Raw genomic sequence first — 19,280 nt, forward strand, 5'->3', positions numbered from 1 at the left:
TGCGCTCGCCCGCGGAGTGTCGGTACGGCGCTGCTACCCCTGCGTGACGACGCAGCGTCGTCGTCGTTCGGGCAGGGCCTCCGGAGGTGGCCCTGAGTACAGTAGCCTCAGTGCAGGGTCCGCAGTCCTCTGCGGTGCCGGTGGTGATCGTCGGCGTGGCAGCTCCGACACGCCGGCCCACCGGTCCGATAGAATCCTGGACCCTGTACGAAATGGCCCCGGCGTCGCTCACGGCCATCCGACGAGTGAAAGACTTCTAGCGGTGACAGACAGTCAGCAATCCGACGAGACAAGCATCGACCAGGGCGCCGGGCAGGACGCCGCGACAGTCGAAGGCATCCCTTCCCCGCGGTCCGAAGGAGTGAATGCAGAGCCGTCGGCGACCGACGACGGCTCCGCACCGGGTGTGGCCTCCGAGTCGGCAGAGCCCGCAGCACCAGCCGAGCCCGCAGCACCGGCGGAAGCAGCGGCCGAGCGCCCGACGCGAGCGACACCCGGGGCCGCTCCTGCGAGCGCGCCGTCGCCCCGCCCCGCAGCACCGCGTGGCCCGCTGCCCACCGCCATGGCCCCCAGACCCAGGAATACCACCGGACGGCCCTCAGCGCCGCCGGTCCACTCCACCTCGCTCGAGGAAGCGGCACGATTCGCCAGGGTCGAGGAGGACGGCCATGTCTTCCTGCTCGTCGACGGCGAGGAACACGCCGTCGGGCAGTATCCCGATGCACCCCGCGAGGAAGCACTGGCCTACTTCGTGCGGAAGTACGATGACGTCGTGAGCCAGGTCGCCCTCCTCGAACAGCGGGTCCGCGCCAAAGCACCGTCCTCCGACATGGCCAGGACGGCCAGGCAGCTGCGCGCGCAGGTCGGAGAGCGCACCATGGTCGGTGACGTCCTCGCGCTGGACGCGCGGATCGACGCCCTGCTGGAGGCTGTCGCCGGTCTGGAGCAGGCCGAACGGGAAGTGCAGGACGAGGCGAAGGCCAGGGAATTCGCCGCCCGTGAGGCGATCGTCGCCGAGGCCGAGGACCTCGCCGGACGGGAACCCTCCACGGTCCAGTGGAAGGCCAGCAGCACGCGGATGAACGAACTGTTCGAGCTCTGGAAGACGGCCCAGAAGACCGGGCCGCGACTCGGTCGCGGTACGGAGGACGCCCTCTGGAAACGCTTCCGGACCGCGCGCACGGTCTTCGACCGGCATCGCCGCGCCTACTTCTCGCAGCTCGACAGCGACAACGCCGAGGCGAAACAGGCCAAGGAGGCATTGATCAAGCGTGCCGAACAGCTCTCGGATTCCACGGACTGGGGACAGACCGCTGCCGAGTACCGACGCCTCATGGACGAGTGGAAGGCGGCCAAGCGTGCCAGCCGCAAGGACGACGACGCCCTCTGGGCGCGGTTCCGTGCTGCCCAGGACCGCTTCTTCGAGGCGCGGAAGGCCCAGAACGACGCCGTCGACGAGGAGTACTCGGTCAACCTCGTGGCCAAGGAGGCCCTCCTGGCCGAAGCCCGGAAGATCCTGCCGGTGAAGGATCTTCCGGCGGCGAAGAAGGCGCTGCAGTCCATCAGGGAGCGGTGGGACGAGGCGGGCAGGGTTCCGCGAGCTGACATGGGCCGGATCGACGCCGCGCTGCGCAAGGTGGAGGACGCGGTCAAGGCAGCGGACGAGGACCAGTGGCAGCGGACGAACCCCGAGACCAAGGCGCGTACCAACAGTGCACTGAGTCAGCTCGAGGCGACGATCGCGCAGCTCCGTGAGGACCTCGCTGCTGCTGAACGCGCCGGTGACACCACGAAGATCACGTCCGCGAAGGAGGCTCTGGAGGCGCGCGAGCAGTGGCTCGAGATGCTGCAGAGCTCCGCACGCGACTTCTCCTGACACCGCTGCCCCGGGCCCTCCGACGCCGTTGTCCACAACAGCGTCGGGGGGCTTTTGCGTGCGGCGTCCAGTGGCGATGCTGGACCAATGCCTCCGCTGGACAGCACCGCGTCGACACCGCCCGAGCGGTACCCCGGCGAACCTCCCGTCACCTCCACGGGAGGCGTGCTCTTCCATGCAGGGGAGATCTTCACCTCCGCCGAACTCCAGGCGATGAAGCTCGACGGTCTCGTACGACTGGTCATCGGTTCGTCGTATCTCCGCAGTGACTTCGCGGAGAATCCCGTGACGCGCTCCCGGTCGGCGGCTCACAGTGTCCCGCACTCGCTCAGGCCCCGCGTCGCTCTGGCACGCTCCTGTGCCGCGTGGATCTACGGGTGTGCCCCGGCACCTGCGCAGATCAGTCTCGTGACGGACCACCGGCGCCGCACCACGGCCCTGCCGCCCTTCACCGCCGCCGTCATGCACCAGGTCTCCCTCGGTCCGTTCGACGTCAATCTGGTGGGCGGTGTATCCGTGACCACTCCCCTGCGGACGGCGCTCGATATCGCCGTGCACGGCGATGGCACCGCGGTGTCCGTCCTCCGGGCCATCGATGGTGCCCGCGAGCTCGCCTGTCCGCTGCGCCTCGTGGAGGCGGCGCTGCTGGGTTCCTCACGCGTACCGGGAAAAGCCCGCGCACTGACCAGATTGCGTGCCGCCCAGCAGTGCGGATGAGGTGTCAGGAACGTCGCTGGGAACCGGTGGTGCGATACACGTCGAACACGCCGTCGATACGACGGACGGCACTGAGGATGTGGTTCAGGTACTTCGGGTCGCCCATCTCGAAGGCGAAGCGCGACATCGCGACGCGGTCGGAGGATGTATTGACGTTCGCGGCCAGGATGTTGACGTGGTTCTCCGCGAGCAGACTCGTGACGTCGGAGAGCAGGCTCTTGCGATCCAGCGCCTCGACCTGGATCTCGACCAGGAAGACACTGGACTGGGTCGGCGCCCATTCCACCGGGACCATCCGGTCCGGCTGGTCCCGCAACTCCTCCACATTGCGACAGTCGCTCCGGTGAACGGAGACCCCGGAGCCGCGTGTGACGAATCCGATGATCGGATCCGGAGGTACGGGCGTACAGCACCGGGCGAGCTTGACCCACACGTCGCCGAGACCACGCACCGTGACACCCGAGTCGGAGAATTTGGGACGCCGGGGCTGGGCGGCCACGGCGGTCTCGGTGATGGTCGCTTCGGTTCCCTCGTGTCCACCCATGAGTGCCACGAGGTGTTCGATCACGTTCTGTGCAGAGGTGTGTCCGTCGCCGACTGCCGCGTAGAGCGCGGAGATGTCCTGGTGGTGCAGTTCCTCCGCCACCGTCATGAGGGCGGTGTGCGTCATCATGCGCTGCAGGGGCAGATTCTGCTTGCGCATCGCCCGTGTGAGCAGGTCCTTGCCCTTGTCGACGGCCTCTTCCCGGCGCTCCTTCGTGAACCACTGCCTGATCTTGTTGCGCGCCCGCGGGCTCTTGACGAAGCCCTGCCAGTCCTGGCTGGGGCCCGCTCCCTCGGCCTTCGACGTGAAGATGACCACCGAGTCCCCGTGCTGCAGCTCGCTGCTCAGCGGGACGAGCTTTCCGTTGACCCGCGCGCCGATGGTCCGGTGACCCACTTCCGTGTGGACGGCGTACGCGAAGTCGACGGGCGTCGATCCGGCGGGCAGGGCCATCACCTCGCCCTTGGGCGTGAAGACGAAGACCTCCCTGGCGTTGATCTCGAAGCGGAGGGAATCCAGGAATTCGTTCGGGTCCGCCGTCTCCTGCTGCCAGTCCACGAGGCTGCGCAACCACCCCAGGTCGGTGGTGTCCTGCGCTTCCAGTGCTCTACCGCCGCTCTTGTACTTCCAGTGGGCGGCAACACCGTACTCGGCCCGGCGGTGCATGTCATGGGTGCGGATCTGGATCTCGATCGGCTTCCCCCCGGGGCCGATCACCGTGGTGTGCAACGACTGGTACATGTTGAACTTCGGCATCGCGATGTAGTCCTTGAACCTCCCCGGCAAGGGATTCCAGCGAGAATGCAGCGAGCCGAGCGTCGCGTAGCAGTCACGGACACTGTCGACGAGCACACGCACACCCATCAGGTCGTGGATGTCGTCGAAGTCCTTCCCGCGCACGATCATCTTCTGGTAGATGGAGTAGTAGTGCTTGGGCCGTCCGGTGATGGTCGCCTTGATCCTGACCGCGCGCAGATCCTCCTCGATCTGGTTCCGCAACAGGCCCAGGTGCTTCTCCCGCTCGGGTGTCCTGTCCCCGACCATCCGCACGATCTCCTGGTAGATGTTCGGGTGCAGGGCGGCGAAGGAGAGATCCTCGAGCTCCCACTTGATGGTGTTCATCCCCAGCCGGTGAGCCAGCGGGGCGAAGATCTCGATGGTCTCCCGGGCCTTCCTGGCCGAGGACGCCGCCGAGACGAAACGCCAGGTGCGGGCGTTGTGGAGCCGGTCGGCGAGCTTGATGACCAGGACCCGGATGTCCTTGGCCATGGCCACGACCATCTTCCGCACGGTCTCGGCCTGCGCGGCGTCCCCGAAGGAGACCTTGTCGAGCTTCGTGACGCCGTCGACGAGCATCGCGACCTCGGCGCCGAAATCACGTTCGAGTTCGGCCAGGGTGTAGGAGGTGTCCTCCACGGTGTCGTGCAGCAGTGCCGCGGCGAGCGTGGTACCGGTCATCCCGAGTTCGGCCAGGATCGTGGCGACGGCGACGGGGTGGGTGATGTACGGGTCACCGCTCTTGCGCGTCTGGCCCTCGTGGCTGCGCTCCGCGACGAGGTACGCGCGCTGGATCAGATCGAGGTCCTCCTTCGGATTGTTCGCCCGCACCGTGCGCAGCAACGGTTCGAGGACGGGCGAGTATCCCGAGGACCCACGACCTGCCAGCCGGGCGATACGCGCCCGGGTACGTCCCCGTCGCCCGGGCGGTACCTGGTCGGCGCTCGCAGCAGAGGGAGCGGTCTCCGGCGGCGGTGCCGACGGCGTCATGATCGGCACGGCAGTCGTGACCTGACCGCCCTCCTCGGGCTCTGCACCCTGTCCTCCGGTCGCGGAGGTCACCGCGGGTTCGACCGCATCAGCCATTCAACGTCCCTCGATCTCGATCTCGGACCCGGTGGATTCGAGGCGCCGCGGGAAGAATGCGGCACGTCCGAGTCTACCCGTGACCGACCACCGGATGCCCTCCGACCGATGCTGCTTCGAGCGAACGCCGCTCCTTCACCTTCTTCTCCTGCTTCCTCAGTTCCGGTTCATCGACCCTCAGGGCGGCATAGAGCGGAGCAGCGATGAAGATGGTGCCGAGGGTTCCGAGGATGATACCGATGAACAGTGCCAGGGACAGATCCTGCAGGGTACCGGCACCGAGGACGAACGCACCGATGAACAGGATGGAGGCCACCGGCAGGATCGCGACCACCGAGGTGTTGATCGACCGCACGAGCGTCTGGTTGATGGCCAGATTCACCTGTTCGGCGAAGGTGCGCTTGGTGGAGATCAGGATGTCGGCGGTATTCTCCCGGATCTTGTCGAACACCACCACGGTGTCGTACAGGGCGTAGCTCAGGATCGTCAGGAAGCCGATGATCGCCGACGGCGTCACCTCGAATCCGCTGAGCGAGTACAACCCTGCGGTCACCACCATGACGACCACGAGAGCGGCCATGGCGGCCAGTGCCATCTTCCAGGTCCGGAAATAGATGGCCATCAGGATCGCGGCCAGGAGGACGAACACGCCGAAGCCGATCAACGCCTGACGGCTGACGTCCTCACCCCACGTGGGTCCCACGAAACTCGATGTCACCTGGTCCGCGTCGACCCCGTACCCGTCGACCAGATTGGCGCGCACGCTGAGCGTCTCGTCGTCGGTGAGCTGCTCGGTCTGGATGCGCATGGTGTTCGCGGCGATGTTGGTGACGCGCGGTACGGCGTCGGGCACGACGTCGGTCACCGCGGTCTCCCCGACGGAGATGTCGGTGTTCCGGGTGTCGGAGACCGTGAACTCGGAGCCACCACGGAAGTCGATGCCCAGGTTGAAGCCGCCCTTGACCACCGGGATGATGATCGAGATCAGGACCGCGAGGCCCGCGATGAGGAACCAGATGTTGCGTCTGGCCACGAAGGGATAGGAACGCTTACCCGAGTACAGCTCATTGCCGAAGGTGGCGAAGTTGGTGCGGCTCATGGGGTGTTCTCTTTCCTGGTGGAACCGGTTCGTCCGGCGAGGGCCTTGTCCTGTTCCGCACGGCGGCGCTCGGCAATGGTCAGGCGCCGCTCGGCTTCGGCCGAGGCCCCCTTGCTCCTGGTCCGCGCCACCGGAACCGACTGACCCGGTTCACGCAGACGGCCGGCACCGCGATACAGCGGCAGACCGCCGAGCCTGCGCGGGTCCAGACCGGACAGGGGGTGACCCTCGCCGAAGAATCTGGTCTGCGCGAGGAGGCGGAGCACGGGATGGGTGAAGAGGAAGACGACGACGAGATCGGCGATCGCCGTGAGCCCGAGCGTGAACGCGAAACCGCGTACGTTCCCGACGGCGACGAAGTAGAGCACGAGGGCGGCCAGCAGATTCACGGCCTTCGAGGCGAGCACGGTGCGCTTGGCACGGCGCCAGCCGTTCTCGACGGCGGACACGAGCCCCCGGCCGTCGCGCAGTTCGTCGCGGATCCTCTCGAAGTACACGATGAACGAGTCCGCGGTCTGACCGATGGCGACGATCAGGCCGGCCACACCGGCCAGGGACAACCGGTAGTTCTCCGTCCAGCCGAGGATGCAGATGGCCAGATAGGTCAGGACACCGGCGACCACCAGGGACGCGATCGTCACGAGGCCGAGGAGCCGGTACTGGAAGATCGAGTAGGCGGCGACGAGGGCGAGGCCGATCAGCCCGGCGATCAGGCCCAGCCGGAGCTGATCCGATCCGAGGGTGGCCGAGATCTGCTGCTCGCTCTGGATCTCGAAGCTGATGGGCAGCGCGCCGTACTTGAGCTGCTCGGCGAGAGCGGCCGAGGACTCCTCGGTGAAGTTGCCGCTGATCTGGGCGTTGCCGTCCACGATCACCGCGTTGGTGGTGGGCGCTGACACGATCCTGCCGTCCAAGACGATGGCGAACTGGTTGCGGGGATCCCCCGGACCGATGGCATTGAGCCGCTCGGTGACGTCCCGAAAGAGCCGGGTGCCCTCGTCATTGAAGTCGATGTTCACGGCCCAGCTGTTCAGCGCCTGGCCCTGGGCACTTCGCTCCAGGCCGTAGCTCGCCGTCGAGATGTCGGTGCCGGGGATCTCGACCGGTCCGAGGATGTACTTGCCCTGGGTGTCGGGCTCGCACGCGACCATGGGCTGGTCCGCCGGGGCCGGCTCCTCCGCCGGCTCCAGGGCGGCGGGGTCCAGGCAGTCCAGTGCCTCGAACTCCTGGTAGAGCTCCGGGGTGATCCAGTTCGGATCGCTCGCATTCTGCGGCTCGGCCGCCGGGTTGGGCAACTGGTCCTCCGGCGTCGGCGTCTCGGCGGCCGGTGCCTGACCCGGTCCGCCGGCGAGCACCGGACGGAACTCCATCTGGGCTGAGGCCTGGATGAGATCGCGGGTCTGCGAGTCGGGTGTGCCGGGGAGGGAGACGATCACGTTCCGGCCCGACTGCGTATTGATCTCCGCCTCGGCCACGCCCGAGCCGTCCACGCGCTGGCGGATGATCTCCACCGCCTGGTCGAGCTGCTCCGGGGTGATCTCGCTGTCGCCCTGGACCCGGGGCGCCAGGATCATCTGGGTACCGCCCTCGAGGTCGAGCGCGAGGCGGGGACTCCAGCTCGCCGTGCTCCACAGGGAACCTGATCCCAGGAGGATGGCGAGCAATGCTGTCAATACGCCCAGCCAGACAAGTGTCCGCTTGGCTGCCGTCCCGGGACCGGTACGAGGCATGATGAACGTCCTTATGCAGTGGCGCTGCACTGGCGCCGGTTGAACCTGATGAGAGCGGTGCCGCCACCGCGCCCGATGAAAGACTAGTTGTCGGAACCGTTCGCCGGTCCGCCGTGACCACGCGCGTCGCGCTCCTCGCGCCGGGCCCGCTCCCGGTCCAGGCGCTCCACGGTCTGCTCCGGGGTCTCGGAGCCCACGTCGGTGCTTCCGGCGCCGGCCGCCGTCGACCCGGAGGCGGCCGGTCGGTCGGTACCGTCACCGGTCGCTGGACCGTCGATGCGGTCCACACCGTCGAGGGAGGACGCGTCGTCCGGCACCGACATCCCGTCGAAACGCTCGAGGTCCGGGCGATCCGGCTCTCCGGCCGCGGCGTCGTCCGACACGGCCGCGTCCTGCTGGACGACCCTCGTCAGGGCCTGCGTGTGGACTGTCGCATGGTTGCCCGGGGAGAGCTCGAGGACGGCCTTGTTGTTCTCCTGGTCGATCGACACGATGGTGCCGAACAGTCCGAACTGCGTCATCACCTCCGTGCCCGGCTCCAGCTCGGTGCGCATCTGCCGCACCTGCTTCTGGGTCTTCCGCTGCCGACGGAACATCGTGAAGATCAGAAAGGCCAGGGCCAGCGGAAGCAGGAGACCGAAGAGATCGAAACCCTCCGTCTCTCCGGCGGCGGGTTGGGCAACTACAGCTGCAAGCACTGGGTATCTTCCGTTCCTGGGAGTGGATGTGGGGGCGGCACTGTGCCCCGGCACACATCGTGAAAGACCAGTGTAGAGGGCAATCCTGACCGGCTCCTCGTCAGCCCTCCGGCTGCGACCAGCCGTCCAGGTCCGCTCCGGCCCCCATCAGGTCCTCCGGAGCCACGGAGAACAGGTCTTCCGGCATCGCCGCAGCAACCGTCGGCGGCATCACCAGCCCGAGGTGTTTCCAGGCGGATGCCATCGCGATCCTGCCCCTCGGCGTCCGTCCGAGCATGCCCTCGCGCACCAGATAGGGCTCGGCCACGGTCTCGACCGTCTCCGGTTCCTCGCCCACGGCGATGGCGAGCGTCGAGAGACCTACGGGTCCCCCGTTGAACTTGGTGATCAGCGCCGTCAGCACCGAGCGGTCCAGCCGGTCCAGTCCCCGCGCATCGACCTCGTACATGTCCAGGGCAGCACTCGCGGCGCGCGCGTCGATCGCCGCGGAGCCGTGGACCAGAGCCCAGTCGCGGACCCGGCGCAGGAGCCGGTTGGCTATCCGGGGCGTTCCCCGTGACCGTCCCGCGATCTCGGCGAAGGCGGCCGAGTTCACCGACATGTCCATGAGCATGGCCGAGCGTCGCAGGACCAGTTCGAGCTCGTCCGTCGAGTAGAACTCCAGATGCCCGGTGAACCCGAACCTGTCACGGAGCGGACCGGGCAGCAGACCGGCGCGCGTGGTCGCACCCACGAGCGTGAAGGCCGGCAGTTCCAGGGGGATGGCCGTGGCTCCCGGACCCTTGCCGACGATGATGTCGACGCGGAAGTCCTCCATGGCCATGTAGAGCATCTCCTCCGCGGGCCGGGACATGCGGTGGATCTCGTCGAGGAAGAGGACCTCCCCGTCCGTGAGCGAGGACAGGATCGCTGCCAGGTCACCCGCATGCTGGATCGCGGGCCCCGAGGAGATCCGCAGCGGAGCGTTCATCTCCGCGGCGATGATCATGGCCAAGGTGGTCTTGCCGAGGCCGGGAGGGCCGGAGAGCAGGACATGATCAGCGCTGCGCCCGCGCAGCCGGGAGGCCTCGAGCACCAGGGAGAGCTGGCGCCGGACCCTCTTCTGGCCCACGAAGTCGTCGAGGTTCTTCGGCCGCAGGGCAGCCTCGACGGCGCGATCCTCGGGATCGGCGGTCTGCGCGACGAGGGGTGCTTCCTGCGGGTCGCTCATGAGCCGACCGTCGTCCGTGCCGAACTGCGCGCGCCGTCCTGACCGAGGCGTCGCAGGGTGAGCTTGAGGATCTGACCGACGTCACCGGTCGCGGCGATCTCGGGGGCTTCGTCGACGGCGGCGTCGATGGCGGCCCCGGCGTCCTTCTCCGACCAGCCCAGTCCCATCATGGCGGTGAGGACCTGACCCTGCCAGGCCTGTCGCGGCGTACCCGGCACTGCGTCCAGCGGGACGAGTTTGCCGGCGAGTTCGAGCACTATCCGACGGGCCCCCTTGGGCCCGATGCCGGGTACCTTGCTGAAGGCCTTGTCGTCGCCCGCCGCCGCGGCGACCCGGATGGCCTCGGGCGCGTGCACGGCGAGGACCGCCAGGGCCAGTCGCGGACCGACTCCACTGACGGCGAGCAGCGTCTCGAACACCTCGCGCTGGTCGGCGTCCTCGAAGCCGAAGAGCGTCATGGAGTCCTCCCGGACGATCAGGGCGGTCGCGACGGATGCCTGCTCCCCCACCCGCAGGCCGGCGAGCGTCTGCGGCGTCGCCAGGATCTGCAGGCCGACCCCGTTGACGTCGATGACGGCGGAGTTCAGGCCCACGTGGGTCACTGGTCCGCGCAGCGAACTGATCATCGAATGCTCCTGACGCACGTGCTGGTGGGAGGTCCGGACAACTGCTCGCTGTCGAACACACGTTCTAGTGATAGTACCGGTCGCACGTCTGACGAGCCATCGCCGTACCCTGCGCAGTTCCTGCGCGCAGCGAATCAGCGCATATCACCGGTACCTCGCTCTCGGATCACCGTCGCCGGGCGCGCGCTTCGGCCTCGGCCCAGATCCGCTGTGCGGGTGTCACCAGTCCCGGCGTCACCCCGGGCTGCGCTCCCCTGCGCCAGGCATGGGTGATCGCCAGTGCCAGGGCGTCCGCTGCGTCCGCGGGCCGCGGTGGGGTCTCGAGCCGGAGGATCTTCGTCACCATCTTGGTGACGGCGGTCTTGTCGGCCTGGCCGTTGCCCGTGACTGCCGCCTTGACCTCGGTGGGGGTATGGAGTGCCACCGGGATCCCGCGGCGGGCTGCGGAGACGATCACGACGCCGGAGGCCTGCGCCGTACCCATGACCGTACTGACATTGAGCTGACTGAAGACGCGTTCCACCGCCAGGACCTCCGGTGAGTGCAGATCGAGCCATGAGTCGACGGCCTCCGAGATCACCAGGAGACGCTCGTCCAGACTCCTGCCCGGATCTGTTCCGACGACGCCGACCGCAACGAGGGTGGATCGTCGGTTCGGCTCGATGTCCACCACGGCCAGGCCGCAGCGCGTCAGGCCCGGGTCCACGCCCATCACACGGTAGGTCATGACGAGCCGCGACAGGCGTCCCTGACGGTCGCGATGTCAGTCCTCGTTCTCGAGCTCGGCCAGGACGTCGTCGGGGAGGTGGGCGTTCGAGTAGACGTTCTGGACGTCGTCGAGCTCCTCGAGGGCATCCACGAGGCGGAGGAACTTCCGTCCGCCGTCGGCATCGAGATCCACCTGCATGGAGGGTACGAACTCGACCTCGTCGGCGTCGTACTCGATCCCGCTCTCCTCCAGCGCCCCGACCACCGCGCGCAGATCCTGCGGCTCCGAGATGATCTCGAAGGTGTCGGTGGATTCCTTGACCTCGTCCGCGCCGGCGTCGAGGACCGACATGAGCAGCTCGTCCTCCGTGAGGTCCTTGCGCGGCAATGTGACCACACCCTTGCGCGCGAAGAGATAGGAGACCGACCCTGGATCGGCGACGGAGCCTCCGTTGCGGGTGATGCCGAGCCGGACCTCGGATGCCGCACGATTCTTGTTGTCCGTGAGGCATTCGATGAGCAGAGCGGAGCCCTGGGGCCCACGTGCCTCGTACATGATGGTCTGGTAGTCGACCGCCTCACCGAGCAGACCGGCTCCGCGCTTGACCGCACGGTTGATGTTGTCGATGGGGACCGAGGTCTTCTTGGCCTTGGAGACCGCGAGCTCGAGTCCAGGGTTCCCCGCGACGTCGGCACCCCCGGCGCGTGCCGCCACCTCGATGTTCTTGATCAACTTGGCGAAGGATTTGGCGCGCTTGGCGTCGATCGCCGCCTTCTTGTGCTTGGTTGTTGCCCATTTGGAGTGGCCCGACATGCTTACGCTTCTCCTCTGATCATGCGGATGAATAGTTCGTGGACCCGCCGCTCCCCCGTGATCTCGGGGTGGAAACTCGTGGCCAGCAGATTCCCCGAACGCACTGCGACAATTCTAGCGACCCGCTCCGGGCGGCCCGCACCGATCGGCTCAGCACCAGGACTCCGGTCCGAACCGGCACCGGGACCCCCCTCGACAGGTCCGGCCGGAGGCGTGTCCGCTGCGGCCACCTGTGCGAGGATCTGCACTCCCCGGCCCACCTTCTCCACCCACGGCGCACGGATGAACACGGCGCGCACGGGCGCCTCCCCTGCAACGCTGCCGGCCCCGGAGAGCCCCGCAAAGGCGAGATCGGTCTCGAAGGACTCGCGCTGCCTGCCGAAGGCGTTGCGGCGCACCACCATGTCGATCCCGCCGAGGCTGCGCTGCGGGTCGCCATGCCGGTCGAGCGAGGGATCGGCGATGACGTCGGAGAGCATGATCATCCCGGCGCACGACCCATAGACGGGCAGACCGGCGGCGATCCGCTCCCGCAGGGGATCAGCGAGCCCGAAGCTCCGCGTCAGCCGATCCATCGCCGTGGATTCACCGCCCGGGATGATGAGTCCGTCGAGTGCGGCGAGCTCGCCGGGGCGGCGGACGGGGACCGCACGTGCGCCGAGCGAGGCGATGGTCCTGATGTGTTCGCGGACGTCGCCCTGCACGGCGAGTACGCCGACGGACACGTCGCCGCCCCGATCCGCGGCAACCGGTGATCCGGCGTCGGGCGGGTGCGGTGACAGCATGCTGCAATCCTAGGTGGGATCCGCGCCGGCCCCGTCTCGTCGGACCAGCTGTGGATCACTGCGGCACGCCGCCTGCAGGGCAGGAGGACGAGCCGACGATACTGTGGAGACATGAATCCCCTTCCCGTTCTGCTGGGCAAGATCGTGCGCATCGCGTCGCGGCTGCGAGGCGGTGGCTCGGCACTGCCCGGTCTCGTCGTCGAGCGCCTCGACCCGGGCTTCATGGGCCGCGCTCTGTCCGCCCTGCCCCACGGCGTCGTGGTGGTCAGCGGAACCAACGGGAAGACCACCACCACGAAGATGGTGGTCGAGCTCCTCGAGGGCCAGGGCCTGAGCGTCTTCACCAACCGGACGGGCAGCAACTTCACCCGCGGGGTCGCCGCCGCCCTCCTCGGCGAGGTCGACTGGCGAGGTCGGCTCGTCGCCGACGTCGCCGTCCTCGAGCTCGACGAAGCCCATGCGGTGCACTTCGTGAAACTTGTTCCCCCGAAGTACTCGCTCCTGCTGAACGTGCTCCGCGACCAGCTGGACCGCTTCGGCGAGATCGATGCCACCACGCGCCTGCTGGAGCGCATCGCCACCGCAACCACCGGGACCGTCGTCCTGAACCGGGAGGACCCGCGCGTCGCCGGCATCGCGTCGTCGCTCACCCAGGCCCGCGCGGTCTACTTCGGCCTCGACGAATCGCTGCGCAGTACGTTCCCGAACGACGACGAGCTCCGCGGCGCCGAGGGGACGGCGCCTGCTGCGGCGCTTCCGGCCGACGTCGTCCTGTCCGCCGTGGAGGGCGACTCGGCCGAGTTCGACATCGACGGGCTGCGGGTCAGCACCGGGCTGCGGCTGCGCGGGGTGTACAACATCTTCAATGCAGCAGCGGCGCTCGCGGCAGCCCGCGCGGTACTGGGCGGAGCCGCGGACATCGACCGGCTCCTGCGGTCACTGGCCGCCGTCGAACCGGCGTTCGGCCGTGGGGAGAGCATCCTCGTGGACGGCCGGCCCCTTGAACTGGTGCTCGTGAAGAATCCCAGCGGCTTCCGGCTGGGCCTGAAATCGTTCGATCCTGCGGGCCACGCCACCATGATCGCCATCAACGACAACTACGCCGACGGGCGGGATATGTCCTGGCTGTGGGACGTGGACTTCGATTCGCTGGGTGCCGCCGGGGTGGACATGGTCAGTGGAGCCCGCGCGTACGACATGGCGCTGCGCCTGAAGTACGACGCCGTGCGGATCGGCGGCGTGGAACCGGACATCACAGCAGCACTCAAGGCGTTCATCACCGGCTCCGCCGGGCAGCCCCGGCGCATCTTCTGCACCTACACCGCCATGCTCGCCGTGCGCCGCGAGCTCTCCAAGATCGCGAAAGTCGAGGTGGTCTCCTGATGAGCGACGCTCTGTCCGCCGGTGCCCTGTCGGAGCCGGCCGCGGATCCGTCCAAGGGTTCGCTGCGCATCCTGCAGCTGTATCCGCGGGACATGAACATCTACGGTGACTACGGGAACGTGCTGGTGCTCAAACAGCGCCTCGCGTGGCGCGGGTACGGCGCGGAGATCCTCGAGCACAACGTGGGCGACTCGTTCCCGTCCGACGTCGATCTCGTCGTCGGCGGTGGTGGACAGGACAGCGGCCAGGTCGTCATCCAGGACGACCTCCAGTCGGTCGCCCCCACCCTGCGTGGCCTGGCCGAGGACGGTACTCCCATGCTGGTGATCTGTGGCATGTACCAGTTGTTCGGTACGGTGTTCCGGACCTACGACGGCATCGACATCCCGGGGATCAACGTGCTGGATCTCGAGACCAGGGGTGGAAGCGAACGGCTGATCGGCAATGTGGTGGCCACGAGTACCGAATTCGGTGAGGTCCACGGCTACGAGAACCACAGCGGGCAGACCTTCCTCGGCGACGGCGTGTCGCCGCTGGGCACGGTTCTCAAGGGCGCCGGCAACAACACGGAGGACCAGTACGAGGGTGCGCGCTACAGGAACGTCGTGGCCAGCTACCTCCACGGCTCGCTGCTGCCGAAGAACCCGGCGGTCGCCGACTTCCTGCTGCGCACGGCCGCGAAGCGGAAGTTCGGATCGTTCGACGACGACGGCCTGGACGACTCACTCGCCGAGCTCGCCAGGAAGCACGCCGCCGAGCGTCCGAGGTAGCAGACGGGCTCAGCCCGCTCATCGGCGGAGCCTGCCCCGTGGACGGCCGCTACTGTCCCGACGACAGGGCGTCTACGGCAGGAAGCAATGGCTGAAAGCACGACGGCGTGCAAAAGTTGGTTCTCATGAGCAACCCTTTCCTCGACCCCAGCACCCTCGACTACCACCTCCCGCCCTTCGCCCTCATCGAGGACGAGCACTACCTTCCGGCCTTCGAGGCGGGGTTCGCGGAGCAGCTGGCCCAGATCGACGCCATCACGGACTCCGCGGAGGAACCCACCTTCGAGAACACGCTCATTGCCCTCGAGCGCGCCGGCGGCACTCTCGACCGCGTCTCACGGGTCTTCTTCAGCAACTCCGTGAGCCACGCGACCGAGGCCGTCCAGGAGCTCGAGCAGATCATCGCACCACGCCTGGCCGAGCACGAGGACAACATCCGGCTGAATCGTGCACTGTTCGAACGCCTCCGTCGGGTGCCGACGGACGGACTGGACGCCGAATCGACGCGCCTCGTCGAGGAATACCTCAGCAGCTTCGTGCGGGCGGGGGCGGAACTGGACGACGACGCGCAGGCCACGCTCCGCGAGCTGAACTCGACGCTGTCGGCCCTGAGTACCGAGTTCTCGCAGAAGCTGCTGAAGGACACGAATGCCTCTGCCCTCCTGCTCGAGACCGCCGGGGAGCTCGACGGCCTGTCGGCCGATGCCATCTCGGCCGCTGCCACGGCAGCCGGCGAGGCCGGCCATGACGGCAAGTACCTGCTGACGCTGATCCTGCCGACGGCGCAGCCCGCGCTGGAGTCGCTCACCAACCGGGAGGTCCGCCGTCGTCTGCACGAGGCCTCGGTGAATCGTGGTGCCCGGGGGAACGCATCGGACACCCTCGCGATCGCGACCCGGATGGCGACCCTTCGCGCGGAGCGGGCACGCCTGCTCGGTTTCGACTCGTACGCGGCAGCTGCGACGGACAGCCAGACAGCGCCCTCGCTGGAGGCGATCATGGACCGGATGCGCGATCTCGCGGCTCCTGCTGTCCGGAACGCACGGGCCGAGGCGGCGGAGCTGGAGGCCGAGGCCGGACATCCCATCGAGCCGTGGGACTGGGCGTTCCATGCCGCCAGGGTGCGCAGGACGAAGTTCGACGTCGACCTCGATGCCCTGCGGCCCTACTTCGAGCTGGAGCGCGTGATCAACGACGGCATCTTCTATGCCGCCAATCGCCTGTACGGCCTGACGTTCGCCGAGCGCCCCGACCTCGTGGGCTATCACCCCGATGTCCGGGTGTGGGAGGTCTTCAACGAGGACGGCTCCGGCCTCGGCCTGTTCCTCGGCGACTACTACACGCGGGACACGAAGAGCGGCGGCGCGTGGATGAACTCCTTCGTGGACCAGTCGGAGCTCGAGGCCACACGCGCCGTCGTCGTGAACAACCTGAACATCTCGAAGCCGGCACCCGGTGAACCGACTCTCCTGTCCTATGACCAGGTGGTCACGACCTTCCATGAATTCGGCCATGCCCTGCACGGTCTGTTCTCGGACGTGACCTATCCGCTCTTCGCCGGCACCTCCGTACCGCGTGATTTCGTCGAGTACCCCTCGCAGGTCAACGAGATGTGGATCCTGTGGCCCGAGATCGTCGCCAACTATGCCCGCCACCACGAGACCGGAGAAGCGCTCCCGCAGGACATCATCGATCGCATCCACGCTGCAGGCACCTGGGGCGAGGGCTTCGAGACGACGGCCTATCTGGGGGCGACACTGCTCGATCTGGCGTGGCACTCCATTCCGGCCGGCACGTCGATCGAGGATCCGCTCGCCTTCGAGGCAGCTGCGCTCGCTGATGCGGGAGTCGACTTCGCTCCCGTTCCGCCGAGATACCGCACCTCCTACTTCAAGCACATCTTCGCGGGCGGCTATGCGGCGTCCTACTACGCCTACATCTGGAGCGAGATGCTCGACGCCGACACCGTCGAGTGGTTCAAGTCCTCCGGAGGACTGACGCGGGAGAACGGCGAGCACTTCCGGCGCGAACTGCTCTCGCGCGGCAACAGTGTCGAGCCGCTCGAGGCCTTCCGCGCATTCCGCGGACGCGATGCCGAGCTCATGCCGCTGCTGGTGCGGCGCGGTCTGGCGTGATCGGGGACCGGCGCGGCCGACCTGCGTGCTGACCAGCGAGCAGTACTGGTCACCGCGAGTAGTGCTGACCACACAGGAGGACCGCAGCTGAGCTGCGGTCCTCCTGTGTCCGTGCGTTCTCCGAACCGCCTACCAGCCGCGCTCTGCGAGGCGGTGCGGCTGCGGGATCTCGTCCACGTTGATGCCGACCATGGCATCACCGAGACCGCGGGACACCTTCGCGATCACGTCGGGGTCGTCGTGGAACGTGGTGGCCTGCACGATCGCCTTGGCACGCTCCGACGGATTGCCGGACTTGAAGATTCCCGATCCCACGAAGACACCGTCAGCGCCGAGCTGCATCATCATCGCTGCGTCCGATGGGGTCGCGATACCGCCTGCCGTGAACAGGACCACCGGGAGACGGCCGGCAGCCGCAACCTCCTTCACGAGAGCGTAGGGCGCCTGCAGCTCCTTCGCGGCGACGTACAGCTCGTCCTCGGCCATCGAGGAGAGCCGGTTGATCTCGGAACGGATCTTCCGCATGTGCATGGTCGCGTTGGAGACGTCCCCGGTTCCTGCCTCACCCTTGGAGCGGATCATGGCCGCGCCCTCGTTGATACGGCGGAGCGCCTCTCCCAGATCGGTGGCACCGCAGACGAAGGGAACGGTGAAGTTCCACTTGTCGATGTGGTTGGCGAAATCAGCAGGGGTCAGAACCTCCGATTCGTCGATGTAGTCGACGCCGAGGGACTGCAGCACACGTGCCTCCACGAAGTGGCCGATCCGCGCCTTGGCCATGACCGGGATCGACACCGTCTCGATGATGCTGTCGATCATGTCCGGATCGCTCATCCGGGACACGCCGCCCTGGGCGCGGATGTCGGCGGGAACCCTCTCGAGAGCCATGACGGCTACTGCGCCTGCATCCTCCGCGATCCGGGCCTGCTCGGCCGTGACGACATCCATGATGACGCCGCCCTTGAGCATCTCGGCCATCCCGCGTTTGACCCGGTTGCCGCCGGTCTGTGCGTCGGAGGCCGGATTCTCTTCAACGGTGGACACAACTTGCCCCTAAAGGTAGATGAAAGCTGACTCCCTATGATACGACGCTGCGGGTTGCGTCCTGGACCTGGCATCGGAACTCGCGTCATGCGCCAGTATGGGGACATGAGTCTTCCCATCGCCGAATTCGGCTTCCCCGGACCGCTCCGCGACCGGCTCGTCGGCGCGATCGTCGACGGCTCCAAGACGACGACGACGTCGCTGGCTCTCGAGTACGAGCCCGACGGCGATCCCCTGCCGTCGGTCGGTACCCGGCAGTACGTCATCGACTCAGCGGGACGCCCGGTGGCGACCATCAGGACGGTCGAGGTGCGCCAGGTACCTCTCGCCGAGGTGCCGTGGCAGCACATGGACGCCGAGGGCGAGGGTTTCACCACACCCGAGCAGTGGCGCACGGCCCACGAGGGCTTCTGGCACGGTGCCGACTTCCGGGCCTCGATCGGCGATCCGGCCTTCACGGTCAGCGATGGCACCGAGGCGGTACTCGAGCGATTCGTCGTCGAGCAGGTGAGCCTGAGCGGCACTGCCGGCTCGGTGGACGGCTATGCCGACGATCGACTGGTAGCCCTCTACGACGAATTCAACGCAGGAACCTGGGACACCGATTTCTACTCAGCGGCGTTGTCGCCGGGCGGCTCGAGAATAGCCGACATCGGCTGCGGCACCGGTTCCTTCGCCGTCAGGCTGGCTCTCGAGGGCCACACCGTGACCGGTATCGATCCGGCACCGCGTATGCTCGACGTCGCACGGTCCAGGGACGACGCCGAACGCGTCACGTGGCTCGAGGGAACAGCCCGCGATCTCGGTCCGGGCCCCTTTGATGCCGCCGTGATGACCGGGCATGCCTTCCAGTGCCTGCTCACCGACGAGGAGATCCTCGAGACTCTGACCGAGGTCCGTCGGCGTCTTGTTCCCGGTGGACGGTTCATGTTCGAGACCCGCAATCCGACGCAGAAGGCCTGGCTGGACTGGCAGAGCCCACACGGACCGGAGGCCATCGACTCCAGCGCCGGACCACTGCTGACCGCCTGGCGGCTCATCGACGTACGGGACGAACTCGTCACCTTCGAGGCCTGGACGCGCTTCGAACGGGACGGGACGGACCTCGCGGACGCCAGCACCCTGCGCTTCGTCACCTCCGAGCGGCTCGCCGACCTGCTCCAGGAGGCCGGCTACACCGACGTGCACTGGTTCGGAGGATGGGACGGAGCCACCTTCGATGCGGCGACCAGTCGCGAGATCATCGTGGTCGCCGGCACACCTTGACCCGTCCCTGAC

General features: G+C 67.5%; 16 protein-coding genes. 6 read left to right on the forward strand and 10 right to left on the reverse strand.

What is annotated here, in order from left to right:
* The first annotated feature begins 262 nt into the window (after positions 1-262).
* Together E8P82_RS04820 and E8P82_RS04825 are read left to right on the forward strand one after the other, a co-directional pair.
* Positions 263-1,876, forward strand: coding sequence for a DUF349 domain-containing protein (locus tag E8P82_RS04820; protein WP_246020952.1), 1,614 nt, complete (start codon positions 263-265; stop codon positions 1,874-1,876).
* 87 nt (positions 1,877-1,963) lie between these two features.
* A complete protein-coding gene (locus E8P82_RS04825) occupies positions 1,964-2,593 on the forward strand; it encodes a hypothetical protein (protein WP_136453365.1) in 630 nt (209 codons plus the stop codon).
* Positions 2,594-2,597: 4 nt separating this feature from the next.
* On the opposite strand, the gene E8P82_RS04830 is transcribed toward E8P82_RS04825, so the two are convergent.
* From E8P82_RS04830 to pdxT, 9 genes are all read right to left on the reverse strand, one after another.
* Positions 2,598-4,904: a RelA/SpoT family protein gene (locus E8P82_RS04830; RefSeq protein WP_136453508.1), complete on the reverse strand. Its 2,307-nt coding sequence runs from the start codon at positions 4,902-4,904 to the stop codon at positions 2,598-2,600.
* Between the two features lie 169 nt (positions 4,905-5,073).
* Positions 5,074-6,099 (reverse strand): protein translocase subunit SecF, encoded by a 1,026-nt coding sequence (gene secF / locus E8P82_RS04835; RefSeq protein ID WP_136453366.1) that lies wholly within the window; start codon positions 6,097-6,099, stop codon positions 5,074-5,076.
* Positions 6,096-7,829: a protein translocase subunit SecD gene (gene secD, locus E8P82_RS04840; RefSeq protein ID WP_136453367.1), complete on the reverse strand. Its 1,734-nt coding sequence runs from the start codon at positions 7,827-7,829 to the stop codon at positions 6,096-6,098. Before secD ends, secF begins: the two co-directional genes overlap by 4 nt.
* An 83-nt stretch (positions 7,830-7,912) precedes the next feature.
* Positions 7,913-8,527 (reverse strand): preprotein translocase subunit YajC, encoded by a 615-nt coding sequence (yajC, locus tag E8P82_RS04845; protein ID WP_246020958.1) that lies wholly within the window; start codon positions 8,525-8,527, stop codon positions 7,913-7,915.
* A 100-nt stretch (positions 8,528-8,627) separates the two neighbouring features.
* A complete protein-coding gene (gene ruvB, locus E8P82_RS04850; protein WP_136453368.1) occupies positions 8,628-9,737 on the reverse strand; it encodes a Holliday junction branch migration DNA helicase RuvB in 1,110 nt (369 codons plus the stop codon).
* Entirely contained in the window at positions 9,734-10,363 is a 630-nt protein-coding gene (gene ruvA, locus E8P82_RS04855) for a Holliday junction branch migration protein RuvA (protein WP_136453369.1), read from the reverse strand. The genes ruvB and ruvA overlap by 4 nt, the downstream gene beginning before the upstream one ends.
* Before the next feature lie 166 nt (positions 10,364-10,529).
* Positions 10,530-11,090 carry a crossover junction endodeoxyribonuclease RuvC gene (ruvC, locus tag E8P82_RS04860; protein WP_136453370.1) on the reverse strand — a complete coding sequence of 187 codons (561 nt, stop codon included), beginning with the start codon at positions 11,088-11,090 and terminating at the stop codon, positions 10,530-10,532.
* A gap of 36 nt (positions 11,091-11,126) precedes the next feature.
* Entirely contained in the window at positions 11,127-11,885 is a 759-nt protein-coding gene (locus tag E8P82_RS04865; RefSeq protein ID WP_136453371.1) for a YebC/PmpR family DNA-binding transcriptional regulator, read from the reverse strand.
* 2 nt (positions 11,886-11,887) lie between these two features.
* Positions 11,888-12,670 carry a pyridoxal 5'-phosphate synthase glutaminase subunit PdxT gene (gene pdxT / locus E8P82_RS04870; RefSeq protein ID WP_136453372.1) on the reverse strand — a complete coding sequence of 261 codons (783 nt, stop codon included), beginning with the start codon at positions 12,668-12,670 and terminating at the stop codon, positions 11,888-11,890.
* Between the two features lie 111 nt (positions 12,671-12,781).
* Between pdxT and E8P82_RS04875 the strand changes: the two genes are divergently transcribed.
* From E8P82_RS04875 to E8P82_RS04885, 3 genes are all read left to right on the forward strand, one after another.
* Positions 12,782-14,053: a Mur ligase family protein gene (locus E8P82_RS04875; RefSeq protein ID WP_136453373.1), complete on the forward strand. Its 1,272-nt coding sequence runs from the start codon at positions 12,782-12,784 to the stop codon at positions 14,051-14,053.
* Positions 14,053-14,823, forward strand: coding sequence for a type 1 glutamine amidotransferase (locus E8P82_RS04880; RefSeq protein ID WP_136453374.1), 771 nt, complete (start codon positions 14,053-14,055; stop codon positions 14,821-14,823). Before E8P82_RS04875 ends, E8P82_RS04880 begins: the two co-directional genes overlap by 1 nt.
* Before the next feature lie 125 nt (positions 14,824-14,948).
* Positions 14,949-16,958: a M3 family metallopeptidase gene (locus E8P82_RS04885; RefSeq protein WP_136453375.1), complete on the forward strand. Its 2,010-nt coding sequence runs from the start codon at positions 14,949-14,951 to the stop codon at positions 16,956-16,958.
* A gap of 129 nt (positions 16,959-17,087) precedes the next feature.
* On the opposite strand, the gene pdxS is transcribed toward E8P82_RS04885, so the two are convergent.
* Positions 17,088-18,002: a pyridoxal 5'-phosphate synthase lyase subunit PdxS gene (gene pdxS / locus E8P82_RS04890; RefSeq protein WP_136453376.1), complete on the reverse strand. Its 915-nt coding sequence runs from the start codon at positions 18,000-18,002 to the stop codon at positions 17,088-17,090.
* Positions 18,003-18,107: 105 nt separating this feature from the next.
* Here pdxS and E8P82_RS04895 point away from each other — a divergent pair, with 105 nt between their 5' ends.
* The gene (locus E8P82_RS04895) at positions 18,108-19,268 is read left to right on the forward strand and encodes a methyltransferase domain-containing protein (protein ID WP_136453377.1); all 1,161 of its coding nucleotides are present in this window, start codon (positions 18,108-18,110) and stop codon (positions 19,266-19,268) included.
* The last annotated feature ends 12 nt before the right edge of the window (positions 19,269-19,280 follow it).

The organism is Arthrobacter echini, from assembly GCF_004803505.1.
GTDB lineage: Bacteria > Actinomycetota > Actinomycetes > Actinomycetales > Micrococcaceae > Arthrobacter_D > Arthrobacter_D echini.